At 74.5% G+C, this 22,471-nt stretch carries 19 protein-coding genes and 1 pseudogene; 9 read left to right on the forward strand and 11 right to left on the reverse strand.

Features of this window, described 5'->3' with window-relative positions:
* Window positions 1-99: 99 nt before the first annotated feature.
* Complete coding sequence (locus ACIPM1_RS19995) at window positions 100-1,926, forward strand: AMP-dependent synthetase/ligase (protein ID WP_402436409.1); 1,827 nt, start codon at window positions 100-102, stop codon at window positions 1,924-1,926.
* A 182-nt stretch (window positions 1,927-2,108) separates the two neighbouring features.
* The gene (locus ACIPM1_RS20000; protein ID WP_402436412.1) at window positions 2,109-2,945 is read left to right on the forward strand and encodes an aldo/keto reductase; all 837 of its coding nucleotides are present in this window, start codon (window positions 2,109-2,111) and stop codon (window positions 2,943-2,945) included.
* Between the two features lie 141 nt (window positions 2,946-3,086).
* Here the strand turns inward: ACIPM1_RS20000 and ACIPM1_RS20005 are convergent, their stop codons facing one another.
* The 5 genes from ACIPM1_RS20005 to ACIPM1_RS20025 all read right to left on the reverse strand — a co-directional run bounded on the left by ACIPM1_RS20005 (window position 3,087) and on the right by ACIPM1_RS20025 (window position 7,437).
* Window positions 3,087-3,788, reverse strand: a complete 702-nt coding sequence (locus tag ACIPM1_RS20005) for an SDR family oxidoreductase (protein ID WP_402436678.1) — start codon at window positions 3,786-3,788, stop codon at window positions 3,087-3,089.
* A 112-nt stretch (window positions 3,789-3,900) separates the two neighbouring features.
* Window positions 3,901-4,818: a class I SAM-dependent methyltransferase gene (locus ACIPM1_RS20010; protein ID WP_402436415.1), complete on the reverse strand. Its 918-nt coding sequence runs from the start codon at window positions 4,816-4,818 to the stop codon at window positions 3,901-3,903.
* A gap of 109 nt (window positions 4,819-4,927) precedes the next feature.
* Window positions 4,928-5,686 carry a class I SAM-dependent methyltransferase gene (locus ACIPM1_RS20015; protein WP_402436682.1) on the reverse strand — a complete coding sequence of 253 codons (759 nt, stop codon included), beginning with the start codon at window positions 5,684-5,686 and terminating at the stop codon, window positions 4,928-4,930.
* Window positions 5,687-5,856: 170 nt separating this feature from the next.
* Window positions 5,857-6,162 carry a 4a-hydroxytetrahydrobiopterin dehydratase gene (locus ACIPM1_RS20020; protein ID WP_402436418.1) on the reverse strand — a complete coding sequence of 102 codons (306 nt, stop codon included), beginning with the start codon at window positions 6,160-6,162 and terminating at the stop codon, window positions 5,857-5,859.
* A gap of 171 nt (window positions 6,163-6,333) precedes the next feature.
* Window positions 6,334-7,437, reverse strand: coding sequence for an ADP-ribosylglycohydrolase family protein (locus ACIPM1_RS20025; RefSeq protein ID WP_402436421.1), 1,104 nt, complete (start codon window positions 7,435-7,437; stop codon window positions 6,334-6,336).
* 52 nt (window positions 7,438-7,489) lie between these two features.
* Here ACIPM1_RS20025 and ACIPM1_RS20030 point away from each other — a divergent pair, with 52 nt between their 5' ends.
* From ACIPM1_RS20030 to ACIPM1_RS20040, 3 genes and pseudogenes are all read left to right on the forward strand, one after another.
* Entirely contained in the window at window positions 7,490-8,323 is an 834-nt protein-coding gene (locus ACIPM1_RS20030; protein WP_402436424.1) for a helix-turn-helix domain-containing protein, read from the forward strand.
* 82 nt (window positions 8,324-8,405) lie between these two features.
* A pseudogene (locus tag ACIPM1_RS20035) lies at window positions 8,406-8,644 on the forward strand (SAM-dependent methyltransferase); the annotation flags it as partial.
* 256 nt (window positions 8,645-8,900) lie between these two features.
* Window positions 8,901-9,407: a nitrate reductase molybdenum cofactor assembly chaperone gene (locus ACIPM1_RS20040; RefSeq protein WP_402436427.1), complete on the forward strand. Its 507-nt coding sequence runs from the start codon at window positions 8,901-8,903 to the stop codon at window positions 9,405-9,407.
* Window positions 9,408-9,649: 242 nt separating this feature from the next.
* Here the strand turns inward: ACIPM1_RS20040 and dnaK are convergent, their stop codons facing one another.
* Both dnaK and ACIPM1_RS20050 read right to left on the reverse strand, forming a co-directional pair.
* Entirely contained in the window at window positions 9,650-11,515 is a 1,866-nt protein-coding gene (dnaK, locus tag ACIPM1_RS20045; protein WP_356183660.1) for a molecular chaperone DnaK, read from the reverse strand.
* A 160-nt stretch (window positions 11,516-11,675) separates the two neighbouring features.
* On the reverse strand, window positions 11,676-12,101 hold the full coding sequence (locus tag ACIPM1_RS20050; protein WP_356183663.1) for an OsmC family protein: 426 nt from the start codon (window positions 12,099-12,101) through the stop codon (window positions 11,676-11,678).
* 174 nt (window positions 12,102-12,275) lie between these two features.
* Between ACIPM1_RS20050 and ACIPM1_RS20055 the strand changes: the two genes are divergently transcribed.
* Window positions 12,276-13,055: a tetratricopeptide repeat protein gene (locus ACIPM1_RS20055; RefSeq protein ID WP_402436431.1), complete on the forward strand. Its 780-nt coding sequence runs from the start codon at window positions 12,276-12,278 to the stop codon at window positions 13,053-13,055.
* Window positions 13,045-15,801 carry a VWA domain-containing protein gene (locus ACIPM1_RS20060; RefSeq protein WP_402436434.1) on the forward strand — a complete coding sequence of 919 codons (2,757 nt, stop codon included), beginning with the start codon at window positions 13,045-13,047 and terminating at the stop codon, window positions 15,799-15,801. Before ACIPM1_RS20055 ends, ACIPM1_RS20060 begins: the two co-directional genes overlap by 11 nt.
* A gap of 88 nt (window positions 15,802-15,889) precedes the next feature.
* On the opposite strand, the gene ACIPM1_RS20065 is transcribed toward ACIPM1_RS20060, so the two are convergent.
* Window positions 15,890-17,977, reverse strand: a complete 2,088-nt coding sequence (locus ACIPM1_RS20065) for a phage holin family protein (protein ID WP_402436437.1) — start codon at window positions 17,975-17,977, stop codon at window positions 15,890-15,892.
* A gap of 106 nt (window positions 17,978-18,083) precedes the next feature.
* Entirely contained in the window at window positions 18,084-18,521 is a 438-nt protein-coding gene (locus tag ACIPM1_RS20070) for a hypothetical protein (RefSeq protein WP_402436440.1), read from the reverse strand.
* A gap of 86 nt (window positions 18,522-18,607) precedes the next feature.
* Here ACIPM1_RS20070 and ACIPM1_RS20075 point away from each other — a divergent pair, with 86 nt between their 5' ends.
* Both ACIPM1_RS20075 and ACIPM1_RS20080 read left to right on the forward strand, forming a co-directional pair.
* A complete protein-coding gene (locus ACIPM1_RS20075) occupies window positions 18,608-19,381 on the forward strand; it encodes an MBL fold metallo-hydrolase (protein WP_402436443.1) in 774 nt (257 codons plus the stop codon).
* Entirely contained in the window at window positions 19,378-20,016 is a 639-nt protein-coding gene (locus tag ACIPM1_RS20080; RefSeq protein WP_402436446.1) for a DedA family protein, read from the forward strand. The genes ACIPM1_RS20075 and ACIPM1_RS20080 overlap by 4 nt, the downstream gene beginning before the upstream one ends.
* Here ACIPM1_RS20080 and ACIPM1_RS20085 read toward each other — a convergent pair.
* Together ACIPM1_RS20085 and ACIPM1_RS20090 are read right to left on the reverse strand one after the other, a co-directional pair.
* Window positions 19,993-21,168: an MBL fold metallo-hydrolase gene (locus ACIPM1_RS20085; protein ID WP_402436448.1), complete on the reverse strand. Its 1,176-nt coding sequence runs from the start codon at window positions 21,166-21,168 to the stop codon at window positions 19,993-19,995. The two genes, ACIPM1_RS20080 and ACIPM1_RS20085, sit on opposite strands and share 24 nt — an antisense overlap.
* Complete coding sequence (locus tag ACIPM1_RS20090) at window positions 21,165-22,412, reverse strand: aminotransferase class I/II-fold pyridoxal phosphate-dependent enzyme (RefSeq protein WP_402436451.1); 1,248 nt, start codon at window positions 22,410-22,412, stop codon at window positions 21,165-21,167. The genes ACIPM1_RS20085 and ACIPM1_RS20090 overlap by 4 nt, the downstream gene beginning before the upstream one ends.
* Window positions 22,413-22,471 lie beyond the last annotated feature (59 nt).

The raw sequence follows: 22,471 nt of genomic DNA on the forward strand, positions 1-22,471 counted from the left end.
CGGGCTCCGCCCCCCGTCGAAGCCCCTCCCGCCCCCTCCCGAGGTGGGGTAGCTTTCACCGCGCTGTGCGGAGCGTCACAAAGGGAGCGGGAGCGGGGTTTGCGCGAGTTCACCAGCCCTCCGTTGACGTCGGCACCGCCGGTGGGCGGACTGGCCGACGCGGTCTTCCGGCATGCCCAGGAGGACCCCCTGCATGTCGCGCTCGGCCGCAAGGACGCGGCCGGCCAGTGGCGGGACGTCACCGCCGCCGAGTTCCGCGACGAGGTCCTGGCCCTCGCCAAGGGGCTGCTCGCCCGGGGCGTCCGCTTCGGCGACCGGGTCGCGATCATGTCCCGCACCCGCTACGAGTGGACCCTCTTCGACTTCGCGCTGTGGACGATCGGTGCCCAGGTGGTGCCCATCTATCCCACCTCCTCGGCCGAGCAGTGCTTCTGGATGCTGTACGACGCGGAGGTCACGGCCGCGATCGTCGAGCACGAGGACCACGCGATGACGATCGCCACGGTCATCGACCGGCTGCCGCATCTGCGTGAGCTGTGGCAGCTCGACGCGGGCGCCGTCCGGGAGCTCTACGACGCGGGCGCCCACATCGACGACCAGGTGGTGCACCGGCACCGCGAGGCGGTGACCCCCGACTCGATCGCGACGATCATCTACACCTCCGGCACCACCGGCCGCCCCAAGGGCTGTGTGCTGTCGCACGGCAACTTCATGTACGAGACCGACACGGTCATGGCGCGCTGGGAGCCGGTGTTCCACACCAAGAAGGGCGACGAGGCGTCGACCCTGCTGTTCCTGCCGCTCGCCCATGTCTTCGGGCGGATGGTGGAGGTCGCCACGATCCGCGGCAAGGTGCGCCTCGGCCACCAGCCGCAGCTGAACGCCGCGGCTCTCCTCCCCGACCTGCAGGCCTTCAAACCGACCTTCATCCTCGCGGTGCCCTACATCTTCGAGAAGGTCTTCAACGCCTCCCGCCGCAAGGCCGAGAAGGACGGCAAGTCCGGGCCCTTCGAGAAGGCCGTCGACGTGGCCGTGAAGTACGCGGACGCGATCGAGGCGAAGGCCTGGGGCATCGGCCCCGGCCCCACCGCCGGACTGCGCATGCAGCACCAGTTCTTCGACAAGCTCGTGTACTCCAAGGTGCGCGCGGCGATGGGCGGCCGGATTCGGAACGCGATGTCCGGCGGCTCGGCGATGGACCGCCGGCTCGGCCTGTTCTTCGCGGGCGCCGGCGTACAGATCTACGAGGGCTACGGCCTGACCGAGTCCACCGCCGCCGCCACCGCCAACCCGCCCGAGCTCACCCGGTACGGCACCGTCGGCCAGCCCATACCCGGCGTCACCGTGCACATAGCCGACGACGGCGAGGTCTGGCTGCACGGCGGCAACGTCTTCCAGGGCTACCTCAACAACCCGAAGGCCACCGACGAGAGCCTGCACGACGGCTGGCTGGCCACCGGTGACCTAGGCTCCCTCGACGAGGACGGCTACCTGACCATCACCGGCCGCAAGAAGGAGATCCTGGTGACCTCCGGCGGCAAGAGCGTGGCGCCGGGCCTGCTGGAGGAGCGGGTGCGCGACCACCCGCTGGTGTCCCAGTGCATCGTCGTCGGCAACGACCGCCCGTACATCGCCGCTCTGGTCACCCTCGACCAGGAGGCCGTCGAGCACTGGCTGCAGATGCGCGCCAAGCCGCGGATGTCCCCGGCCCAGCTCGTGCGCGACGCCGACCTGGAGACCGAGGTCCGGCGCGCCGTGGTCGCCGCGAACACCCTGGTCTCCCAGGCCGAGTCGATCCGCACCTTCCGTATCCTCGCCCAGCCGTTCACCGAGGAGCACGGCCTGCTCACCCCGTCCCTGAAACTGAAGCGCAAGGCCATCGAGAACGCGTACGTGAACGAGGTGGACGCGCTGTACCGGACCTGACCGCGCCCGGCCCGGGCACGTACCACGCCGCGGCCCGCGGGGGGACGCGTTTCGGCCGATCCCGCTCTCCGGGGCGGGCACCGATCAGTTCCGGGCGGATCGGCCGGTCAGGAATGCATCCCGGCTCGTGATCGTTGACGATGTCGAGTACCACTTGACGACAACCGAAGGATCAAGAGCTAGTGAGCAGCAAGGTCCCCCCGATCATCCTCAACAACGGCGTCGAGATGCCCCAGCTGGGCTTCGGCGTCTGGCAGGTGCCGGACGACGAGGCGGAGCAGGCCGTCGGCACCGCGCTGGAGGCCGGGTACCGCAGCATCGACACAGCGGCGATCTACGGCAACGAGGAGGGCACCGGGAAGGCCATCGCCGCCTCCGGCCTCCCTCGCGAGGACGTCTTCGTCACCACCAAGCTCTGGAACAGCGAACAGGGGTACGACTCCACGCTGCGCGCCTTCGACGCGTCACTGGACAAGCTCGGCCTGGAGTACGTGGACCTGTACCTGATCCACTGGCCGGTCCCGGCCAAGGACGCCTACGTCGACACGTACAAGGCCCTCGAGAAGCTGCTCGCCGACGGCCGTACCCGGGCGATCGGTGTGTCGAACTTCCTGCCGGAGCACCTGGAGCGCCTGATCGACCGGACGTCGATCGTCCCGGCGGTCAACCAGATCGAGCTGCACCCGCACCTTCAGCAGCCCGCCGCCCGCGCGTTCCACGCCGAGCGGGGCATCGCGACCGAGGCCTGGTCGCCGCTCGGCCAGGGCAAGGGCCTGCTGGAGGTCCCGGCGATCGTCGCCATCGCCCGCAAGCACGGCCGCACCCCGGCCCAGGTCGTGCTGCGCTGGCACCTCCAGCTCGGCAACATCGTGATCCCGAAGTCGGTGACGCCCGCCCGGATCGAGGAGAACATCCAGGTGTTCGACTTCAGCCTGGACGACGAGGACCTGGCCGCGATCAGCGCGCTCGACGAGGCGCGGCGGCTCGGCCCGGACCCGGCGGAGTTCAACATGGCCTGACCGGCCCCACCGCCTCCCGCCGCGACGCGCCCCGGACCGTCTCCGTACGGTCCGGGGCGCGTCCTTTCCCCCGCCCGGGGCGTGACTTCCGTACCGTCCGGGGCGCGCCCGACACGCCGACGGCGCGGCCTTCCGGAAGGGTCAGTTGGGCTGCCCGAGCGGGCGCACGACCACAGTGTTGACGTCGACGCCCGCGGGCTGCTGTACGGCCCAGACGACGGAGTCGGCGATCTGGCCGGCGGTCAGCAGCCGCCCGGGCGGGAGACTGCCGTGTCCGTCCCAGAACGGCGTCTCCACCCGGCCGGGTGCGATCAGCGTCACGCCGACGCCCCACTCGGTGACCTGGCGCCGGGTGTTCTCGGCGAGCCCGGTGACCGCCCACTTCGTCGCCCCGTAGATGTTCCCCGGCGTGGGCACGAACCCGGCGACGCTGCCGACCAGCACGATCCGGCCGCGGGTCTCCTTCAGGGCGTCGACGGAGGCCCGGATCAGCAGGGCGGGGCCGAGCACGTTGGTCAGGACCATCTCGGTCCACCCGGCCGGATCGCCCTCGGCAACCGTGTCGTGCGTGGCGAATCCGGCGTTGGCGACGACCGTGTCCAGCCGGCCGAACTCCTTGAGGGTGCGGTCGACCGCGGAGCGCACCTCGCCGTACTCGGCCGCACTGCCCACGATCGTCAACAGCCCGGCCGGGTGTCCGAGTTCCTCGGCGAAGGCGCGGAGCCGCTCCGCGCCCCGGCCGGTGACGGCCACCCGGTGCCCGGCGTCCAGCAGCCGCCGCGCGACCGCGGCGCCGATGCCGCTGCCACCGCCGGTGATGAGTGCGACCGGAGAGTCGGTCATATCGCTCATGGAAACCCCCTTCGCCCTGTGAACGCCGCAGAGTCCATCACTTGGAGCGCCCTTGAAGTCAAGGGCTCCCGGGCGAACGCGGGGCGAGCTGGGGGCGCGCCGCTCAGGCGGTGCGGACGCCCGTGTACACGGTGTGCGCCTTGAGGACGAAGACGTCGCCGCGCCGGTGCACGCTCGCCTCGTCGTCGGGGTCCAGCAGCCGGTCCAGGGTGGCGCGGTCCTCCGCGTCGACGCCGTCCTCCAGCGCCTCGCGCAACCGGGTCAGGGAGGCGACGGCGTAGGCGCGGGCCCGGTCGCTCACCGGCGCGGGCAGATCCAGCAGGAAACTGCGCGTGCCGGTGTGCTTCAGGCCCGCGGCGGTCAGCAGCGCCGGCCAGTCCTCGGTCTCGGCGACGGAGCCGGGGAGTTCCGCGCGCATCCGCGCGAACCAGTCCGCCTCCACGGCGTCGAGCCGGGCCTGGAGACCGGGGCGGCCGATCCCGATGTCGCGGGGCAGGAACCGCGCGGGGAGCCCGCCCTCCAGCAGGGCGAGCGTGCCGCCGGGGGCCAGTCGCGCGGCGAACGCGGCGAGGGCGGCTCGCTGGTCGCCCAGATGGTGCAGGCTGTTGCCCGCCCACAGCAGATCGGCCGGGTAGTCCAATTCCGCCAGCACGTCCGGGAGTTCCCCGGCGAGGGTGCCGAAGCGGTCACCGAGACCGAGACGGGCGGCCCGGACGCGGGCCCGCTCCAGCAGCTCCTCGGAGCCGTCCACGGCGACCACCCGCGCGCCCGGGAAGGTCTCGGCGAACCGGCACGCGACGACCCCCGGCCCGCTTCCGGTGTCGACGATCAGACCGGGCTCGGTCACCTCCTTCGCCAGCCACGCCATGGCCCGCTCGTACAAGGGGCTGAACAGCTCGGCCTGCGCCTCCAGCAGCGGGGCCATCGCCGCCCAGTCGATGTCGGTGTGACCGTGGTGGTGATGCTGGTGCGGGTGGTGCTGCTCATGGTTGTCGTGGGTCGCGTGCGGCTCGTGCGCCATGGTGGTCAGCCTCTCCTGTCGGTGCGTCCAGCCTGCGCCGGCGCACCGCGCCGCAGCCACTCCTGTTGCCGTTGCGGCAAAAACCCGCGGCCGGCCGAGGGCGGGCGGTTCACGCGGGCCGCGGGTCCGCCGGCTTGCGGAACGCCCGCAGCGCGAAGACCGGGTCCGGGCGCGGGCGGTCCTGGTCGGGCAGGCGGGCGAGCCGGGCGGCGAACTCCTCGGTGAGCGGGTCGCCGGGCGGCAGGGTGACGAACCAGCCGCGGCGCAGGTCGGCGATGGTGCGGCGGGGGCTGCGCCCCTGTCCGCGGCCGGGGAAGCGGGCCGCGCCCGCCGGCACCAAACCGTGGCCGGCGGCGTACCGCTCCACCAGGTCCGCGGTGTCCCGGACCGGGCTGGGCGGCCGGGCGGCGAGCACGGCGTCGATGTCGCTGCCGACGTTGTGGGAGGCGGCCTTGTCGACCGTCGTCACGTACACACCGCCGGGGCGGAGCACCCGTGCGCACTCGGCGACCACCGCACGGGCATCCTCTTCACTCGGCGCCAGGTGCAGCAGCCAGACGCTGGTCACGGCGCCGAACCGCCCGGTCGGGAAGGGGAGGCGGCGGCTGTCGGCGAGCACCACGGCGCCGGGCACGCGGGCGGCGGCCTGCCGGGCCATCGCGGCCGCCCGGTCCACGCCGGTCACGCGCAGGCCGTCGCGGCCGGCCGCGAGCCGGCGGGTGACGATGCCGGTGCCGCAGCCGACGTCCAGCAGGCGGCGCGTGCCCTGCGGGACCAGGCCGAGCACGGCCTCCGCGGCGGCCGCCGCCCTGGGCTCGCCGCCGCGCGAGGCGTCGTACCGCTCGGCTTCCTCGTCGTAGTCCAGCACGTGGCTCCCCCTGCGGTCGTGGTCCGGCACGTGGCTCCCCCTGTGGTCGGGGTCCGGCGGTGCGGCACGCCCCGCCCCCTCCCCCCCGCTCCCCCGGTTCTCGTGACGCGTGGTGCTCGGCCGCGGCCGTGGCGCGTGGGTCAGTCGGCGCCGCGGCCGTGGCGCGTGGGTCAGTCGGCGCCGTGGCCCGGTGCGAGGTCCTGGACGCGGCGGGCCAGCTCGAAGTCCTTCTCGGTCACCGCGCCGCCCGCGCTGTGCGTGGTCACGGCGAGGGAGACCGAGTGGTAGCCCAGGGTGAGGTCGGAGTGGTGGTCGAGCTCCTCCTGGACCTGGGCGATGTGCAGGACCATCGCCGCCGCCGCGAAGTGCGAGCCCAGCCGGAAGGAGCGGATGAGGCGGTCGCCGTCGAGGGACCAGCCGGGCAGTTCGGCGAGCCGGTCCTCGATCTCCTTCTGCGACAGCGGTTCGACGGGCATGCGCTCGTTCCCTTCCTGGGCTGCGCCACCGACTCCCGGGCGGCGTCACTGATTTCAGACTGCCACAGGAAGGCCGCTGCGTCCCTGGTCAGGAGGCCGCGAGAAGACCCTCCGCGGAGGGCGCGGGACGGCGGCCGGCTGGAAGGTCGCGGGACGGTTGGCCCCGGAGGGTCAGCCGCGCAGGCACTCGGCCGCCAGGTCGTCCGCCAGCGCGGCGATCCGGGCCCGTCCCTCCACCCCCTCGACCCACTCGTGGGGCAGACCGTGGTCGCCGTACCGGGCGCCGAGGATGTTGCCGCAGACGGAGCCGGTGGAGTCGCTGTCGCCCGAGTGGTTGACGGACAGCAGCAGGGCGTCCGCCACGCCGGGCGCGGCGAGCGCGGCGTAGACGCCGATGGCCAGGGCCTCCTCGGCCACCCAGCCGGCGCCGAGCCGTTCGAGCTTCTCGGCGGTGGGGGCGCCCTCGGCGGCGAGGTCGAGGGCCCGCAGCAGCGCGGCGGTGGTCTCCTCGTGCCCGGGGTGACGGGCGAGCAGGCGCAGGGTGCGCAGGACCGCGCCCTCGACGGAGTCCCCGGCCACGAGGTACGACACGATCGCGGCGAGCGCGCCGGCCGCGTAGTAGCCGGTGGGGTGCCCGTGGGTCATCTGGGCGCAGCGCGCGGCCATGCCGAAGGCGTCGGGGGTGCCGGCGCGGGTGAGACCGAAGGGCGCCGAGCGCATCACCGCGCCGCAGCCCTTGGAGTCGGGGTTGACCGGGCCGGGCGGGCCGAGTTCGGCCCACGGCTCGGGGACGAAGTCGTGGGCCAGCCCGGACAGGCAGGCGTTTCCGGGGGCGCGGCGGGCGTACAGCCAGGGTTCCTCGACCAGGCCGCCGTGCCGGCCCTCCGGGGAGGAGCCGCCCGGCGCGGCCTCCTCGCGCGCGGCGGGGCCGGGCCTGCTCTGGGTCTCCAGCCAGTGCCCGTAGGCCCGGCGCAGCAGGTGGGCCCAGCCGCCGCCGACGCCCTTGAGCCGTTCCCGCTCGTGGGCCCGGCGGACGCCCTCGACGGTGAACAGGGTCATCTGGGTGTCGTCGCTGATGCGGCCGGTCACCCCGTCGCCGTCGGGGACCGGGCGGGTGACGCCGCGCGGGCCGTGCGCGGCGCGGATCCGGTCCAGGGAGTCGAACTCGACCGGGTAGCCGAGGGCGTCGCCGACGGCGCCGCCCAGGAGACAGCCGCGAACCCGGGCGCGGTAGACCGCTGTCGCCTCCCAGGACGGCTTCCACGACTCGATCATGTGCCCTCTTCTCGGCTGCGGTTGCGGTTGCGGTTCGACTACGGTCGTCCGTATGGCCATTGTCGCGTCCGGTCCCGTCGCACCGTCCACCGCCTCCGCCCAGAAGGGCGCGGGCCCGCTGCTGCGGGCCTGGCGGGAGCGCCGGCGGGTCAGTCAGCTGGAGCTGGCGCTGCGCGCCGACTCCTCGGCCCGCCACATCAGTTTCATCGAGACGGGCCGGTCGCGGCCGAGCGAGGAGATGGTGCTGCGGCTGGCGGAGCACCTGGACGTGCCGGTGCGCGAGCGCAACGCGCTGCTGCTGGCGGCCGGTTACGCCCCCCGCTATCCGGAGACCCCGCTCGACGCGCCGGCGCTGGACGCGCTGCGCGACGGTCTGGAGCGGCTGATCCTGGGCTACGAGCCGTACCCGGCGCTGGTGGTGGACGCCACGTACGACGTGGTGGCGGCCAACCGCGGCGTCACGATGCTGCTGGCGGGCGTGCCCGAGTCGCTGCTGGCTCCGCCGCTGAACGCGATGCGGCTGACCCTGCACCCCGAGGGCCTGGCGCCGCGTATCCGCAACCTGCGCGCGTGGCGCGGCCATCTGCTGGCGCAGATGGAGCGGCAGATCGCGCTGCACCGCTCGCCGGCGCTGCGCGCGCTGTACGAGGAGGTGGCGGCCTACCCGGTGCCGGAGGAGTGCGGCGCGGTGGAGGAACCGGACGAGGAGGTGCCGTACTTCGCGCTGCCGATGCGGATCGAGCACGAGGGGCGGCTGCTGTCGTTCGTCTCCTCGATCTCCACGTTCAACACGCCGATGGACGTGACGGTCGCCGAGTTGGCGATCGAGACCTTCCTGCCGGCCGACCCGGCGACCGTCAAGTACCTTCATGAGCTGATGGGTTGACGCACAGTCAGGTGTGCGCTGCGGCCCCGTGCGCGGTGCCGCCGTGTCCGACGCCCCGACCGTGCCGAGGAGCGGACACCGCGTGAGCGGATCCGACACGCCCGCCCGCATCGACACGAGCCGGCCGCATCCGGCCCGGGGCCACGACCGGTGGCTGGGCGGCAAGGACGACTACCCGGTGGGCGAGGAGCCGGCCCGCCGGATCCTGGCCGCCGACGGCACGCGGTGCGCGGGGCGCGGGCCGACCGACGGTTCGCGCACCGCGCGGTGCGCCCCGGGGCCCGGTCCGGGACTGGGCAGTTCCTGGACGCGGGCAGGGGCGGCGCGGGCGGAGGGCGCGGTGCCGGTGGACGCGGGGGGCCCGCAAGGTCTGACCCCGCGGGGGCGGGGGGGGCGGTCCGCGGCACCCGCCTGACCCGGACGGGTGCCGTGGACGGGTGCGCTCCCCCGCCCGCCCCTAGATTCGGACCACGGACCGGCGAGGAACCCGCACGCGACCCCGCGTGCCGCCGCGCGGACGGCCGTCCAGGACCCCGGTGCACGCCGTGGACGGCGTCGACGAACCGGAGGAGGCCTCATGCCCTCGGATGCCGTGCTGTACCAGGCGGCGGCGCTCTGCCTGACGTACCCCGACCAGGCCCTGTGCGCCCGGCTGCCGCTGCTGCGCGAAGCCGCGCCGCAGCTGAGGACGTTCGCCGACCACGCGGCCGTGACCCCGCTGGCCGAGCTGGCCGCACACTACGTGGCGGTCTTCGCGTCCGAGGACGTCGGGGACCGGTACGGGCTGTACCTGAGCCGGTGGGACGAGGAGGGCGCGCGACCGGACGGGACGGCGGCCGCGCGGTTCGAGGAGCCCTACCGCGTCCACGGCCTCGAACTCGCCGGGCAGGAGCCGCCCGACTTCCTGCCCGCGGTGCTGGAGTTCACCGCCCGCACCGGCGACACGGACCTGCTCGTGTGCCACCGCCCGGGCCTGGAACGGCTGCGCTCGCGGCTCACCGGCCTCGGCACGCCGTACGCCTCCGTGCTGGACGCGGTGTGCGCGGCCGTACCGGCGGCCGGTGCCTCCGGCACGGGTCCGTGAGGACGCCCCTGCACGCGCCCGCGGACCAGCCCGGGTGAGGTGATCCGGGCGGCCGGCGTCAGGCGTCGGCCCGGGCGGGCCGACGGCCAGGCGGACGGGGCGGGCGGCGGACGCTCAGGCGGACGCCCGTCCGGGGCGGCGGACGCTCAGGCGGACGCCCGTCCGGGGCCGCGGTCGCTCAGGCGGACGCCCGTCCGGGGACGCGGTCGCTCAGGCGGACGCCCGTCCGGGGACGCGGTCGCTCAGGCGGCCGGGCCCTTGGTGTCCCGCTCCTCGTCGACGATCTCCGCGTCCACCACGCCCTCCTCGTCGTGGTGCGGCGGCGTGTGCTGCTCGGCGCCCTCCGCCGGGGCCTGCTGGGCCTGGGCGTACATCGCCTGGCCCATCTTCTGGCTGACGGTGGCGAGCTTCTCGGTGCCGGTGCGCAGGGCGGCGGTGTCGGCGTTCTGCTCCAGCAGGGTCTTCACCTCCGCGGTCGCCGCCTCGACCTCGGACCTGGTCTCGGCGGGAATCCGGTCGGTGTTCTCGCGGAGGAACTTCTCCGTCTGGTACACGAGTTGCTCGGCCTGGTTGCGGGTCTCCGCGGCCTCCCGGCGCGCGCGGTCCTCCTCCGCGTACTGCTCGGCCTCCCGCATCATGCGGTCGATGTCGTCCTTCGGCAGTGCCGAGCCTCCGGTGACCGTCATCTTCTGCTCGCGGCCGGTCGCCAGGTCCTTCGCGGAGACGTGCATGATCCCGTTGGCGTCGATGTCGAAGGCGACCTCGATCTGCGGCACCCCGCGCGGGGCGGGCGGCAGGCCGGTGAGGTCGAAGACGCCGAGCTTCTTGTTGTAGGCGGCGATCTCCCGTTCGCCCTGGTAGACCTGGATGCCGACCGACGGCTGGTTGTCGGTGGCGGTCGTGAAGATCTCCGAACGGCGGGTGGGGATCGTCGTGTTGCGCTCGATGAGCCTGGTCATGATGCCGCCCTTGGTCTCGATGCCCAGGGACAGCGGGGTGACGTCGAGGAGCAGGACGTCCTTGACGTCGCCGCGGATGACACCCGCCTGGAGCGCGGCGCCCACCGCCACCACCTCGTCGGGGTTGACGCCCTTGTGCGGGTCCTTGCCGGTGAGGTCCCGCACCAGGTCGGTGACCGCCGGCATCCGGGTGGAGCCGCCGACGAGGATCACGTGGTCGATCTTCGACAGATCCACCCCGGCGTCCTTGACCGCCTGGTGGAAGGGCTTCTTGCAGCGCTCCAGCAGGTCGGCGGTGAGCTCCTGGAACTGGGCGCGCGTGAGCTTCTCGTCGAGGTGGAGCGGGCCCTCGGCGGAGGCGGTGATGTAGGGCAGGTTGATCGTCGTCTCGGAGGACGAGGACAGCTCGATCTTGGCCTTCTCGGCGCCCTCGCGCAGCCGCTGCAGCGCCATCTTGTCCTTGCCGAGGTCGACGCCGTACTGCCCCTTGAAGCGCTTGACGAGGTGCTCGACGATCCGCTGGTCCCAGTCGTCGCCGCCGAGGTGCGTGTCGCCGTTGGTGGCCTTGACCTCGATGACGCCGTCGCCGATCTCCAGCAGGGAGACGTCGAAGGTGCCGCCGCCGAGGTCGAAGACGAGGACGGTCTGCTCCTCGCCCCGGTCGAGACCGTAGGCGAGGGCCGCGGCCGTCGGCTCGTTGATGATCCGCAGGACTTTCAGCCCGGCGATCTCCCCGGCCTCCTTGGTGGCCTGCCGCTGGGCGTCGTCGAAGTAGGCGGGAACGGTGATCACCGCGTCGGTGACGTCCTCGCCCAGGTAGGACTCCGCGTCCCGCTTCAGCTTCTGCAGCACGCGGGCCGACAGCTCCTGCGCCCGGTAGCGGGTGCCGTCCACGGTCCCCTGGTCCGGGAACCGCCACACGGAGTCGCCCATGTGCCGCTTGACCGAACGGGCGGTGCGCTCCACGTTCGTCACGGCCTGCCGCTTGGCCACCTCGCCGACGAGCACCTCGCCGTTCTTGGCGAACGCCACGACCGACGGCGTGGTGCGCGCGCCCTCCGCGTTGGCGACGACGGTGGGCTCACCGCCCTCCAGGACGGCCACCACCGAGTTCGTCGTCCCGAGATCGATCCCGACCGCACGTGCCATTTCCGTCCCCTTCCACCAGGGCGCGTCCCGTTCTCCAGCACAAAACTCCGGTGGTCGGTTGTCAATCCCGCGGGTACCCCGCGTGGCGGTGCGCGCGGCACGGAGACGACGGTGCCGCGCCCCGGGGAGCCGGGGCGCGGCACCGGGGACGTACGGCCGGTCAGCCCAGCTTGGCCGACAGGGTGATCGTCGTACCGGCCAGGGCCTGGCTGACCGGGCAGTTCTTCTTGGCGTCCTCGGCGGCGGCGACGAAGGCGTCGTGGTCGAGGCCGGGGACGGTGCCCTCGACGGTGAGGTGGATGCCCGTGATGCCCTCACCCGGCTGGAAGGTCACGTCGGCCTTCGTCTCCAGCCTGGTGGGCGGGGTGCCGGCGCCGGCCAGGCCGTGCGAGAGCGCCATGGAGAAGCAGCTGGAGTGGGCGGCGGCGATCAGCTCCTCGGGGCTGGTCTTCCCGTTCGCCTGCTCCGCGCGCGACGGCCACGACACGGGCTGCCCGCCGATGCCGGAGGAGTCGAAGGTGACGACGCCGTTGCCCTCGAGCAGGTTGCCTTCCCAGACGGTGTGCGCGGTGCGCGTGGTTGCCACGGTGGATCCATACCTTTCGCCAGGGTTCCCGTCGCCGGGATTCCGTACGGGTTCCGCGTACCCGCCATCCGATCACATCCGCACCGCCCGGACCCGCCGAACTGCCCGCGACCTGCCGGAGAAGGTCCGCCAATCGCCTGCCGTGCGGCCGGGCGAGGCCCTACAGTCCGATTCATGGTCGAAGTGTTCCAAGTCCTCGGGGGAATCGCGGGATTTGGCGGGGTCGCCCTCGGCGTCCTGTACCTGCTCTACCGGGATCTCGTACGCGACATCATCCGCCGGCGGATGTTCCGGACGCTCACCGCGGCCCAGGCGACCGCCCTGTTCGGCACCGTCGTGGTGCTCGCCTTCGCCGTGGCGATCCTCGGCATCTTCGCCACGCTCGCCGAGAGCAAGGGCGTACGGCAGTTCGTGGTGCTGGTGGGCATGCTGCTGCTCTTCCTGCTGGCCGTGCTGCTGATCGCGGTGCGCACGGTCACCGGCCCGTCGGCCCGGGCCGGGGGCGCCGGGAGGAACGGCGCCGCGCGCTCGCTGGCCGCGGTCCGCAGGCACGTGGAGAGCGACGAGCCGGACCAGGCGGAGCGCGCCCTGGAGGCGTCCGGGTCGGCCCGGGACTCCTCCGCCTTCTGGTACTGGAAGGGAAGGATCGCGCTGACCCGCGGCAATCTGGACGTGGCGGCCGGATACGTCGAGGAGGCGCTGAAGCTCGACGGCCGGGACCCGTACAGCATCGCGCTCAAGATCGAGCTGCTGTTGCTGGCCAACGACCCGGACCGGCGTGACCGGGCCGCGCGGCTGTCCGTGGAGAGCACGGGGCTGAGCGGTGAACTCGACGCATGGCTCAGGCAGTTGAGGGCCGAGGGAATGTTCGGCGGTGGGGTGCGCACCCGCACGCAGTTCGAGGCACGGTGCCCGCTGCCCACCCGTACCACGGAGGATGCACATGCCGAGTGAGCGCAACAGCGGCGGTGGGGCGCGCACGGCCGTCGTGTACGTCGGCTCCCCCGCCGGCGGCGGCGGGGACGACGCGGTGGACGGGCCCGCGGCGCGGGTGGCGCTGCGGGAGGCGGAGCGGGCCGGGCTGGTCCCGCTGCCCCGGGTGGCGTGGACGGTGGCGGAGGCCGAGGCCCTGCTCGCGGAGCATCCGGACGCGGTGCTCGTGGTCCGTCCCGGTGCCGCCCCGGACGCGGGCGGAAACGGCCGGAGGAACCGGCTGTGGGACCTGCTGACGTGCGGGGTGGCGTTACGGCTGTGCGAGCCCGCCGGGGCGGAGCCGGGCCCGTCCGACGCGTCCGGCCCACCCGGCCCTCCCGCGGTCGACCCGACCCCGGTGTCCGGGGGCGGGGTGGCTCTCCTGGTGGTCGATCTGCCTCGGGAGAGCGGCTCGGGGGACGGGCCGGACGGTGGGCCGGACCGAGCGCCGGACGGTGGGCGGGAGGGCGGCCCGGTGGACACGCCGGACGGCGACGCGGGCCGGCGGGCGCGGCGCGAGGCCGAATGCCGGGCCTTCGCCACGCGGCTCGGCCTCTCGCCCGGGCCGGTGCTCGCGGACCGCGGCCGCGTCTGGGCGGTGGAACTGGGACGGGCCCTGATCCGGTCCCGCCCGCTGACGGCCGTCGTCCACCCGGAGATCACCCCGCCCTCACCCGACACCCCGGACGGGGTGCTGTGGCGGTGGCTGCGAGCCGGGCGGGAGATCAGGCCCGGGGCCGGGCCCGTCACCCGGCAGGAGCGGTTCCGGCGGATCGCGTGGCAGGAGCGGCACGAGGCCGAGCTGTCGGCGCGGCTCGAGACGGGGCGGCGGGAGCCCGAGTCGGCAGCGCGCTTGGAGCTGGAGCGACATGAGCTGGAGCGGCAGCTACGCCAGGAGCACCTCGCCAGGTCCCTGGACGAGTCCGAGGACGCCTCCCTTCCCGAGTTCCCGGACCCACCCCTCGGACGAGGCGCCGCGAGGTACCGCTACGAGGTCGGCGAGGAGGTGGACCTGGGCAGTGACGCCGCCGACGCGATGGCCCTCGACGTCCGGTCCGAGCACAGCTACCGCCGCCGATCGGCCGCCAAGGACCGTGTCGCGGCCTCGGCCCGCGTCGGCCACGGCGCCCCGCCCGGCCGGCTCCCGGCCCCGTTCCGGCGCTCCGGCGAGCCGCTCCCCCACGACGGCCTCTTCATCCGCCGCAACAACGCCTTCGGCACCCGCTCCCCGCTCGGCGTCCGGGACCTCATCGAGCAGGGCGTGATCATCGGTCAGGAACAGATCCGCTTCGACGACTTCGTGGCGGCGCGCACCGAGCAGGTGCCCGGCCCCCCGCCCGGCCGGGCCGTCGGCGTCAGCCACGGCCTGACCGCCGTGCAGGGGGACTTCCGCGCGGACGAGGCGACCACCCACTTCCTGGAGATCACGCTCAAGGCGGGCGAGGCGCATCCCGGGGACGCCCCCGCCGAACCGCTCCCCGTCAACTTCGTCTTCGTCGTGGACACCAGCGGCTCGATGCACGGCGAGAAACTCGACTGCGTCAAGGCCGCCCTGCAGGCGCTGTACGACAGGCTGCGGCCCACGGACTGCCTGGGCATCATCACCTTCGACCACCACGTCCGCACCGTGCTCGCCGCCACCGCCCGGCAGGACCTGCCGGCCGAGCGCTTCGCCCAGGTGGTGTCCGGGCTGAGCGCGGGCGGCGGCACGGACATCAACCTCGGCGTGCAGTACGGCATCGACGAGATCGGCCGCAACGCCCTCGGCAGGCACATGGTCAACTGCCTGTACGTCTTCTCCGACGGCTCCCCGACGTCCGGTGAACGGGACTGGATCAGGATCCGCACCAACATCGCGGCCAAACTCCGCGGTGACCTCACCCTGTCCTGCTTCGGCTTCGGCTCCGACGCCCGGATGCCGGAACTGGCCGCGCTGGCCGGGCTCGCGGGCGGCCACTCGACCTTCGTCACCCGGCCCGAGCAGGTGGGCACGGACCTGCTCGCCGACCTGAACCGGCGCGACCACCTGGCCGCCATCGACATCCAGCTCCGGCTGGACATCGCTCCCGACGTGGAGATCCGGCACCTGTACGGGCACGACCTGGTCACCGATCCCCGGGCCAGGGCCGCGGTGCTGCGGGAGGCGGGCCGGGCGGCGGAGCGGGCCCGCGCGGACTACGGCGCGCAGCCCCTTCCGGACCTCGTCACCGAGGAGAAGGGCATCAGGATCTTCGCCCCGGACCTCGCCTTCGGGGAGACGTACTGGATCGTCCTCGAACTCGCCGTGCCGCCGGGCCGCGAGGCGCCGGAGCCGGGCACCGCCACCGTGCAGTACGTCGACACCGTCGCCCGCGCGGGACATCGGCACGACATCGACCTGTCGACCGGCTTCACGCTCGCCGAGGAGACCGTCACGGTGCACGCGGTCGGCCTGTGGACCAGCGAGGTCACCTTCTACGCGCTGGACGACCTGTACGACCGCGACCGGGACGCGGCGACGAAGCGGCTGACGCACCACATCCAGGTGCTGCGGGCCGCCCACGACAAGCTGCCGGCCCGGGAGTTCCGCGACGACCAGGTGACCCTGCAGAAGCTGATCACGCTGACCAGCGTGCTGGACACGGTGGTGTCGTTCAGCGACACGGCCCACGGGTCGGGCGCGGCGTCCGCGGTCATGGCGATGAACGACTTCGGCCGGGTCCGGTCGGGGTTCTGGCCCCAGGTCTGACGCCGGCCGCGGCCCGGCGGCCGCGCGGCCGCCGGTCGTACGGGCCCCGGTCGCTCGGGCACGGGGCGAGGGGGTACGCGGGCGAGCGTCACGCGGCCCGCTCGTCCTCCTGCTCGTCGAGCGGCACCTGCGGGCCGTGTGCCTCGCGCAGCCAGCGGCTCAGCACCCGGTGCACGTGCTCCGCGCCGACGACCTCCCCGTCCTCCTCCCCGGCGGGCGGGGAGAGGGCCAGCGGCGACAGCAGGAACGGACGGCCCTGGGCCCCGCCGAGCCCGCCGTGGGAGCCGATCTGCTCCTCGAAGGAGAGGACCTCGCCGTCGGCCCCGTCGAGGCAGGAGTTGACCATGATGTCGGCGGCGTGCGGGAAGGAGTGCGTGCGGCGGACCGCGTCGGCGGCGCCGGGGCCGAAGGCGGCGAGCGGGCCGGGGTTCTCGTCCAGGTCGCCGAGCGGGATCTGCGCGCCGCGCGCGCCGAGCACGAGGCCGCCGTGCTCCTCGCTGCGGACGAGCACGAAGCCGACGCCGGGATGGTTGGCGAGCGTGGTCAGCAGCCCCGGGTGGCGGGCGTCGATCTCCTCCCGGCTCATCCGGTGCGGCACGTCGGGGAAGGACACCAGGCCCAGATTGCCGGAGGCCAGCACGACCGGCTCCGTGGCGCGCCCGGCGGGCCGGTCGCGCTCCGGAAGCTCCTCCACCGGCCGGCGCAGCGCCGCCCGGACCGCCGCCCGAGCCTCGGCGCCGCTGCGGGTTCGCTCCGCCCGGCGCGGCACGGGCAGTCCGCAGCCGGCCCGCACCAGGTCGGCCAGGGTGAGTCCGTAGCGGGAGCGGAAGGTCTCGCCGGGGCTCTGCCCGTGGTCGGACAGGACGACGATCCGGTACGGGCGCGGGGCGTGCTCGGCGGCCTTCTCGATCAGCGCGAGCGCGCGGTCCAGCCGGTGCAGGATCTTTTGTGCGTCCCCGCTGAGCGGCCCGGAGTGGTGGGCCACCTCGTCGTAGGCGACCAGGTCGGCGTAGACGACGGTGCGTCCGGCGAGCAGGTCTCCCATCACCGCGGCGACGACGACGTCGCGTTCGACGACGGTCGCGAAGGCGCGGACGAAGGGGTAGAGGCCGCCGCGGCCGACCCGCGGGCGCTGTTTCCGGATCCGGGCGCGGACCGCCTGGCCGATCTCGCGGCCCGCGTCCGCGACGAAGGACAGGGCGGTGCGGACGGCGTTGGCGGGGTCGGAGAAGTAGGCGAAGTAGCCCGCGCGGGAGCGGTTGCCGGGGCCGCGGCGGGCCGACACGGACAGGACGAGGGCGAGTTCCTCGGCTCCGCCGCTGAACAGGTTGCCGCGGCTGGCGCCGTCGAGGGTGAGCAGCCCGCCGTCGCCGGTGCGCTCGACGGCGCGGCGCTGGAGCTCGGCGGCGCTGGTCGGGCGGTTGCAGACCACGATCTCCCCGGTGTCCTTCTCGTACCAGCGGAAGGCGGGGACGTCGTGGTTGGAGCCGTGCAGGATGCCGAGCTGGCTGGCACCGGTCTGACTGGACCAGTCGGCGTGCCAGGGGGTGAGCCGGTGGGTGGGCCGCGGCCCCGGGTTTTGAGGGCCGGTCCCGAGCCAGCGGGCGACGGTCGGCATCAGGCCCCGGCCGACCGCGTCCAGCAGGACGTCGTGGCCGACGCCGTCGAGCTGTACGACCACGGTGCCGGGCGTGCTCGGGCCGGGCGGGAGCCGTCTGCGGCGGCGGTCGGCGAGCCGGTACAGCCGGCGCCGGTAGGCGTCGTCGTCGCGGACGGCGAGGGCGGCGCCGGTGGCCGAGGCGACCGCGGACATCACGGCGGCCACGACGACGGCGGTCTCGGGCGCGGCCTCCGGCTCCCCGGAGGGGTTGATGCGTAGTGCGAGGAGGAGCAGCGAGCCGTTGAGGAAGAACACCAGCAGCCCCAGTACGAGCGCCGGCACGAGCAGCAGCGCCCGCACGAGCAGGGGCCAGACGACGGCGGAGAGCAGACCGAAGGCGCCCGCGCCGAGCGCGGCGGTCACGGCGATGCTGGTGGCGCTGCCACGGCCGGGCGACTGCAACTGGAAGTCCGGCAGGATCCCCGCGAGCGCCAGCAGGGTGACGGTGCTGACGGCCCACACCGTGATGCTCCGTCCGACCTGACTGGCGACCCGCCGCCACCGCCCGCCACGCACGCCGCGCACCTCACGTCCCGGCCCGGTCCGGCACACGGGCCCGAACACTCAGCTTGTCACACAGGCCGCCCCGGGCCCCGCCTCACCAGCCGGTACGGCCGGCCCGCTACCGTCCGTCGTAGCCGGCGGTCGGCATGGACAGCCGGCGGTGCACGTGCGCCTTCATCTGCGCGTCGTACGACGGCTCGGCCTGGCCCACCGTCTCCACCCGCACGCCCCGGCGCGCGCACTCGGCGGTGAACTCCTCGACGGAGGACAGCGCCCGCTCCAGGACGCGCCGGCTGGGGGCGACGAACAGGTCCACGCCGGGCCGCACGCCGTCCCACAGGGCCGAGTGGTCGGTACGCAGCCCGCGCACGAGGAGCTCGCGCGCCACCACGTACCCGTGCTCCGCCGCCCAGCGCGCGCACATGGCGTGCTGGCTGCGGGAGTCCACCAGGAAGGGTTCGTCGTGGAGCTCTTCCAGGGGGGTCAGGCTCGCGATGGCCGTGACCCGGACCGGCACCGCGGCGGCGGCGCCGGAGGCGTCCCGCACGTCTCCCATGGAGTCCCCCTCACCTCCGGGTTTTCGCCGCCGACCCTACTCCTGCACGTAGGCTCAGGGGGAGTCGCGCGAAGGAGGCAAAGAAGGTGCCGGTGGAGATCACCTGGTGGGGTCACGCGACGTGCACCATCGAGGACTCGAACGTGCGTGTGCTCACCGACCCGCTGTTCGCGCGCCGGCTCGCGCACCTGCGGCGCCGGCGCGGCGCGCTGCCGCCGCCGGGCGCCTGGCACGCGGACGTGGCGCTGGTCTCGCATCTGCACGCCGACCACCTCCATATCCCGTCGCTGACCCGGCTGGCCCCGGGCACGCGCCTGCTCGTGCCCCGGGGCGCGCCCCGCGCGGTGCCGGGGCTGCGCCGGCTGCGCCATCTGCGGATCACCGAGGTGGCGCACGGGGACCGTGTCGAGGTCGGCGAGGTCGTCGTCCGCGTGGTACCCGCGCACCACGACGGGCGCCGGCTGCCGTTCGGGAGGCACCGCTCCCCCGCCCTCGGCTACGTCGTCGAGGGCCGGGCACGGACGTACTTCGCCGGGGACACCGGGCTGTTCGACGGGATGGCCGAGGAGGTCGGGCGGGTCGACGCGGCACTGCTGCCGGTGGGCGGCTGGGGGCCGTACCTCGGTGCGGGGCACCTGGACGCGGGCCGGGCGGCCCAGGCGGTGGCAAGGCTGGCGCCGCGCACGGCGGTGCCGGTGCACTACGGCACGTACTGGCCGATCGGGCTGGACGCCGTGCGCCCCCATGAGTTCCACGCGCCGGGCGACGAATTCGTGCGCCTGGCGGCGCGGCGCGCGCCCCGGGTGGCGGTGCACCGGCTCGGGCACGGGGAGAGCGTGCGCCTGGAGGCAGCCCGGTGACACGGCTCGCCGCGCTGGTGACGCTCGTGCCACCGGAGTCGACCCAGCGGGCCATCGGCTATCCGTCGCTGTTCCTGCTGGTGCTGATCGGGGCGCTGGTCCCGGTCGTGCCGACGGGTGCGCTGGTCAGTTCGGCGGCGGTAGTGGCCTTCCACCAGACGGCGCCGTTCTCGATGGCGATGGTGTTCGTCACCGCGTCGACGGCCGCCTTCTGCGGGGACGGGGCGCTGTACTGGCTGGGCCGGCGCGGGATGCGTTCGAAGAACGGCTCGCGATGGCTGGCGGCGATACGGAGCCGGGCGCCGGAGGACCGGCTCCGGCAGGCGCAGGACAAGCTCGCCGGGCACGGGGTGGCGGTGCTGGTGCTGTCCCGGCTGGTCCCGGCCGGGCGGATCCCGGTGATGCTGGCCTGTCTGCTGGCGAAGTGGCCGCTGCGCCGCTTCGCCCGCGGCAACCTCCCGGCCTGCCTGGCCTGGGCGCTGACGTACGGGCTGATCGGCGTCCTCGGCGGGTCGCTGTTCCCCGAGGCGTGGGAGGGCGTGCTCGCGGCGGTCGTGCTGACGGTGCTGATCGGCGCGGCTCCCAGCGTGTGGCGCCGGATCCGGCGGACGTCACCGGCCGAGCGCTCGGGCTGACCCGCCCGCGCCCGCACGGGCCTCGTCGGAGGGCGGCTCCAGCACCCGGGAGGCCCCGACCGGCAGGTCCCACAGATCCTCGCGGGGCAGGCCGGCCTTCTCCCAGGCCGCGCGCACCCGGGTGAGCGGTTCGAGCACCGGCTCGGCGGAGAGGACGAACGCGCCCCAGTGCATCGGGGCCAGGCGGCGGGCGCCGAGGTCGAGGGTGGCCCGCACGGCCTCCTCCGGGTCGCAGTGCACGTCGCTGAGCCACCACCGGGGGTCGTAGGCGCCGATGGGGAGCAGGGCGAGGTCGATGCCCGGGTAGCGGCGGCCGATGCGGGTGAACCAGTGGCCGTAGCCCGTGTCCCCGGCGAAGTGGACGCGCCGCCCGTCGGGGGCGGTGAGCACCCAGCCGCCCCACAGGCTGCGGCAGGTGTCGGTGAGGGTGCGCTTGGACCAGTGGTGGGCGGGCACGAAGTCGAACCGGACCCCGCCCAGTGCCGCCGCCTCCCACCAGTCGAGCTCGGTGACGCGGGTGAACCGGCGGCGCTCGAACCAGCGGCCGAGCCCGGCCGGCACGAACACCGGTGTGTCGCGCGGCAGCCGGCGCAGCGTCGGCGCGTCCAGGTGGTCGTAGTGGTTGTGGCTGATGACGACCGCGTCGACGCGCGGCAGGGCCTCCCAGGCGACGCCGACGGGGGTGATGCGGGCCGGGGTGCCGATGATGCGGCGGGACCACACCGGATCGGTCAGCACGGTGAGCCCGCCGATCCGGACGACCCAACTGGCGTGTCCCGCCCAGGTGACGGCGACGGTCGCGGGGTCGACACGGGGCAGCGGACCGGGTTCGTAGGGCAGCAGCGGGATGTCGGCGAGGCCCTCCTTGCCCGGGCGGACGGCGCCCTCGCGGGCGAACCGGGCGAGGGCCCTGAGCCCCGGCAGCGGGGCGGTGAGCCGGTCGTGGAAGGACCGCGGCCACACCCGCCGCTCGCCCAGCGGGCGCGGCGCGGCGAGCGGCGGGACGGAGGGGGCGGGCTGGGACGCGGGCGCCGGGTCGCCGGCGCTCCGGACGGGCGTGGCCGCCGCCACGGCTCCGGTGGCGGCGGTCGAGGGCGCGGACGAGGACCCGGGCGAGGTCGTGGACGTGGGCGGCTCGGACTGCTGCGTCATCGAGGAGGCTCCCATCGCTGAGCGTCGTCGCGGAGATCGTCGAAGGCCGACCTCAAGGAGTTCAACGCGCGTTGCACATGCGGCAGTTCCAACGGCACGGGGGACGTGAGGCATTCCGCGCGCTCCTCGGCGGTGCGGCCCAGCAGCTCGCCGGTGGACAGCCGCACCCGCAGCGCGCCGAGGTCGTCGCCGAAGCGGTGGCCGCCCGGCGCGGGCATCTGGAGGCGGGCGCCGAGGAAGTCCTCCAGTTCCTGCGCGTCCCCGACCTCGCGGGCGGCGAGCGCGGAGCGCAGCGGGCCGAGGTCGGCGTACACGTGTCGGCCCGCCTGGGGCGGCCGGGCCAGCGCGCCCCCGGCGACCACGGCGGCGTACACGGCCTGCGCCAAGCGCGCGTGCAGGCCGACGGAGGCGGTCATCCGCGCGGTGACCGGTCCGGGTTCGTCGAGCGCGTAGGCCGCCGCGGCGGCGACCGGGTCGGCGACGCGGGCGTCGAGCGCGGTCAGCACGTCGAGCACCCGCGCGTGCAGGTCGTCGCCCGTGTCGCCGGCGGGGAAGCGGGCGACGGCGGCGGGCCAGCCGGTCGGCAGGAGCGCGCCGGCGAGGTCGGTGACCACGGTGACCCGGCCGGGCAGCATCTCGGCGGGGCTGAGCAGCACCGTCCGGTGCGGCGCGTGCACGGTGTCGCGCCAGGTCTCGTCGCTGACCAGGTGCAGGCCCTCGCCCGCCGCGGCCTCCACGGTCTCGTGCAGCACCTCCGGGGGCGCGACGGTGGCGGTGGGGTCGTCGGCCACCGACAGCACGAGCAGCCGCGGGTCGCCGCCCTCGGCGCGGACCCGGCGGACGGTCTCCAGCAGGGCGTAGGGGTCGGGGACACCGCCGCACTCGGCCGGCGTCGCCACATGGAAGGCGGGCCGTCCCAGCAGGCGCGCGTACGGCGCCCACCAGGCGGCACAGGGGCGCGGCACCAGGACGTCGCCGCCGAGCGCGGCGGTCAGCGCGAGCAGCAGGGAGGGCGCGCCGGGCGCGGCCGCGACCCGCTCGGGTCCGGTGGGCAGCCCGCGCCGGGTCCAGTAGCCGCAGGCGGCGGCGAGGAGGGACCCCCCGCCACCGATCGGGCGCTCCGTGGTGTGGCCCGCGGCGGCGGCGACCGCCTCGGACAGTTCGGGGAGCACGGGGAGGCCGTCACCGGGGAGGCCCGGCCCGTAGCGGACGGGGCCGTGTCCTTCCGGGGCCGTCCGCCGCATGGGTACCTCCGCGCAGTCCACTGGTGCCGTGCCGTGCGTGCCGTGCGCCGCCGTGTGCC

Origin of the sequence: Streptomyces sp. NPDC086766 (genome assembly GCF_044746005.1) — a bacterium.
GTDB lineage: Bacteria > Actinomycetota > Actinomycetes > Streptomycetales > Streptomycetaceae > Streptomyces.

Coding starts and splice junctions, on each gene's coding strand:
- ACIPM1_RS20060 (WP_402436434.1), top strand. CDS start 13,045: ATGCCGAGTGAGCGCAACAGCGGCGGTGGGGCGCGCACGGCCGTCGTG.
- ACIPM1_RS20010 (WP_402436415.1), bottom strand. CDS start 4,818: ATGGCGCACGAGCCGCACGCGACCCACGACAACCATGAGCAGCACCAC.
- ACIPM1_RS20030 (WP_402436424.1), top strand. CDS start 7,490: ATGGCCATTGTCGCGTCCGGTCCCGTCGCACCGTCCACCGCCTCCGCC.
- ACIPM1_RS20040 (WP_402436427.1), top strand. CDS start 8,901: ATGCCCTCGGATGCCGTGCTGTACCAGGCGGCGGCGCTCTGCCTGACG.
- ACIPM1_RS20070 (WP_402436440.1), bottom strand. CDS start 18,521: ATGGGAGACGTGCGGGACGCCTCCGGCGCCGCCGCCGCGGTGCCGGTC.
- ACIPM1_RS20005 (WP_402436678.1), bottom strand. CDS start 3,788: ATGACCGACTCTCCGGTCGCACTCATCACCGGCGGTGGCAGCGGCATC.
- ACIPM1_RS20055 (WP_402436431.1), top strand. CDS start 12,276: ATGGTCGAAGTGTTCCAAGTCCTCGGGGGAATCGCGGGATTTGGCGGG.
- dnaK (WP_356183660.1), bottom strand. CDS start 11,515: ATGGCACGTGCGGTCGGGATCGATCTCGGGACGACGAACTCGGTGGTG.
- ACIPM1_RS20085 (WP_402436448.1), bottom strand. CDS start 21,168: ATGACGCAGCAGTCCGAGCCGCCCACGTCCACGACCTCGCCCGGGTCC.
- ACIPM1_RS20090 (WP_402436451.1), bottom strand. CDS start 22,412: ATGCGGCGGACGGCCCCGGAAGGACACGGCCCCGTCCGCTACGGGCCG.
- ACIPM1_RS20025 (WP_402436421.1), bottom strand. CDS start 7,437: ATGATCGAGTCGTGGAAGCCGTCCTGGGAGGCGACAGCGGTCTACCGC.
- ACIPM1_RS20020 (WP_402436418.1), bottom strand. CDS start 6,162: ATGCCCGTCGAACCGCTGTCGCAGAAGGAGATCGAGGACCGGCTCGCC.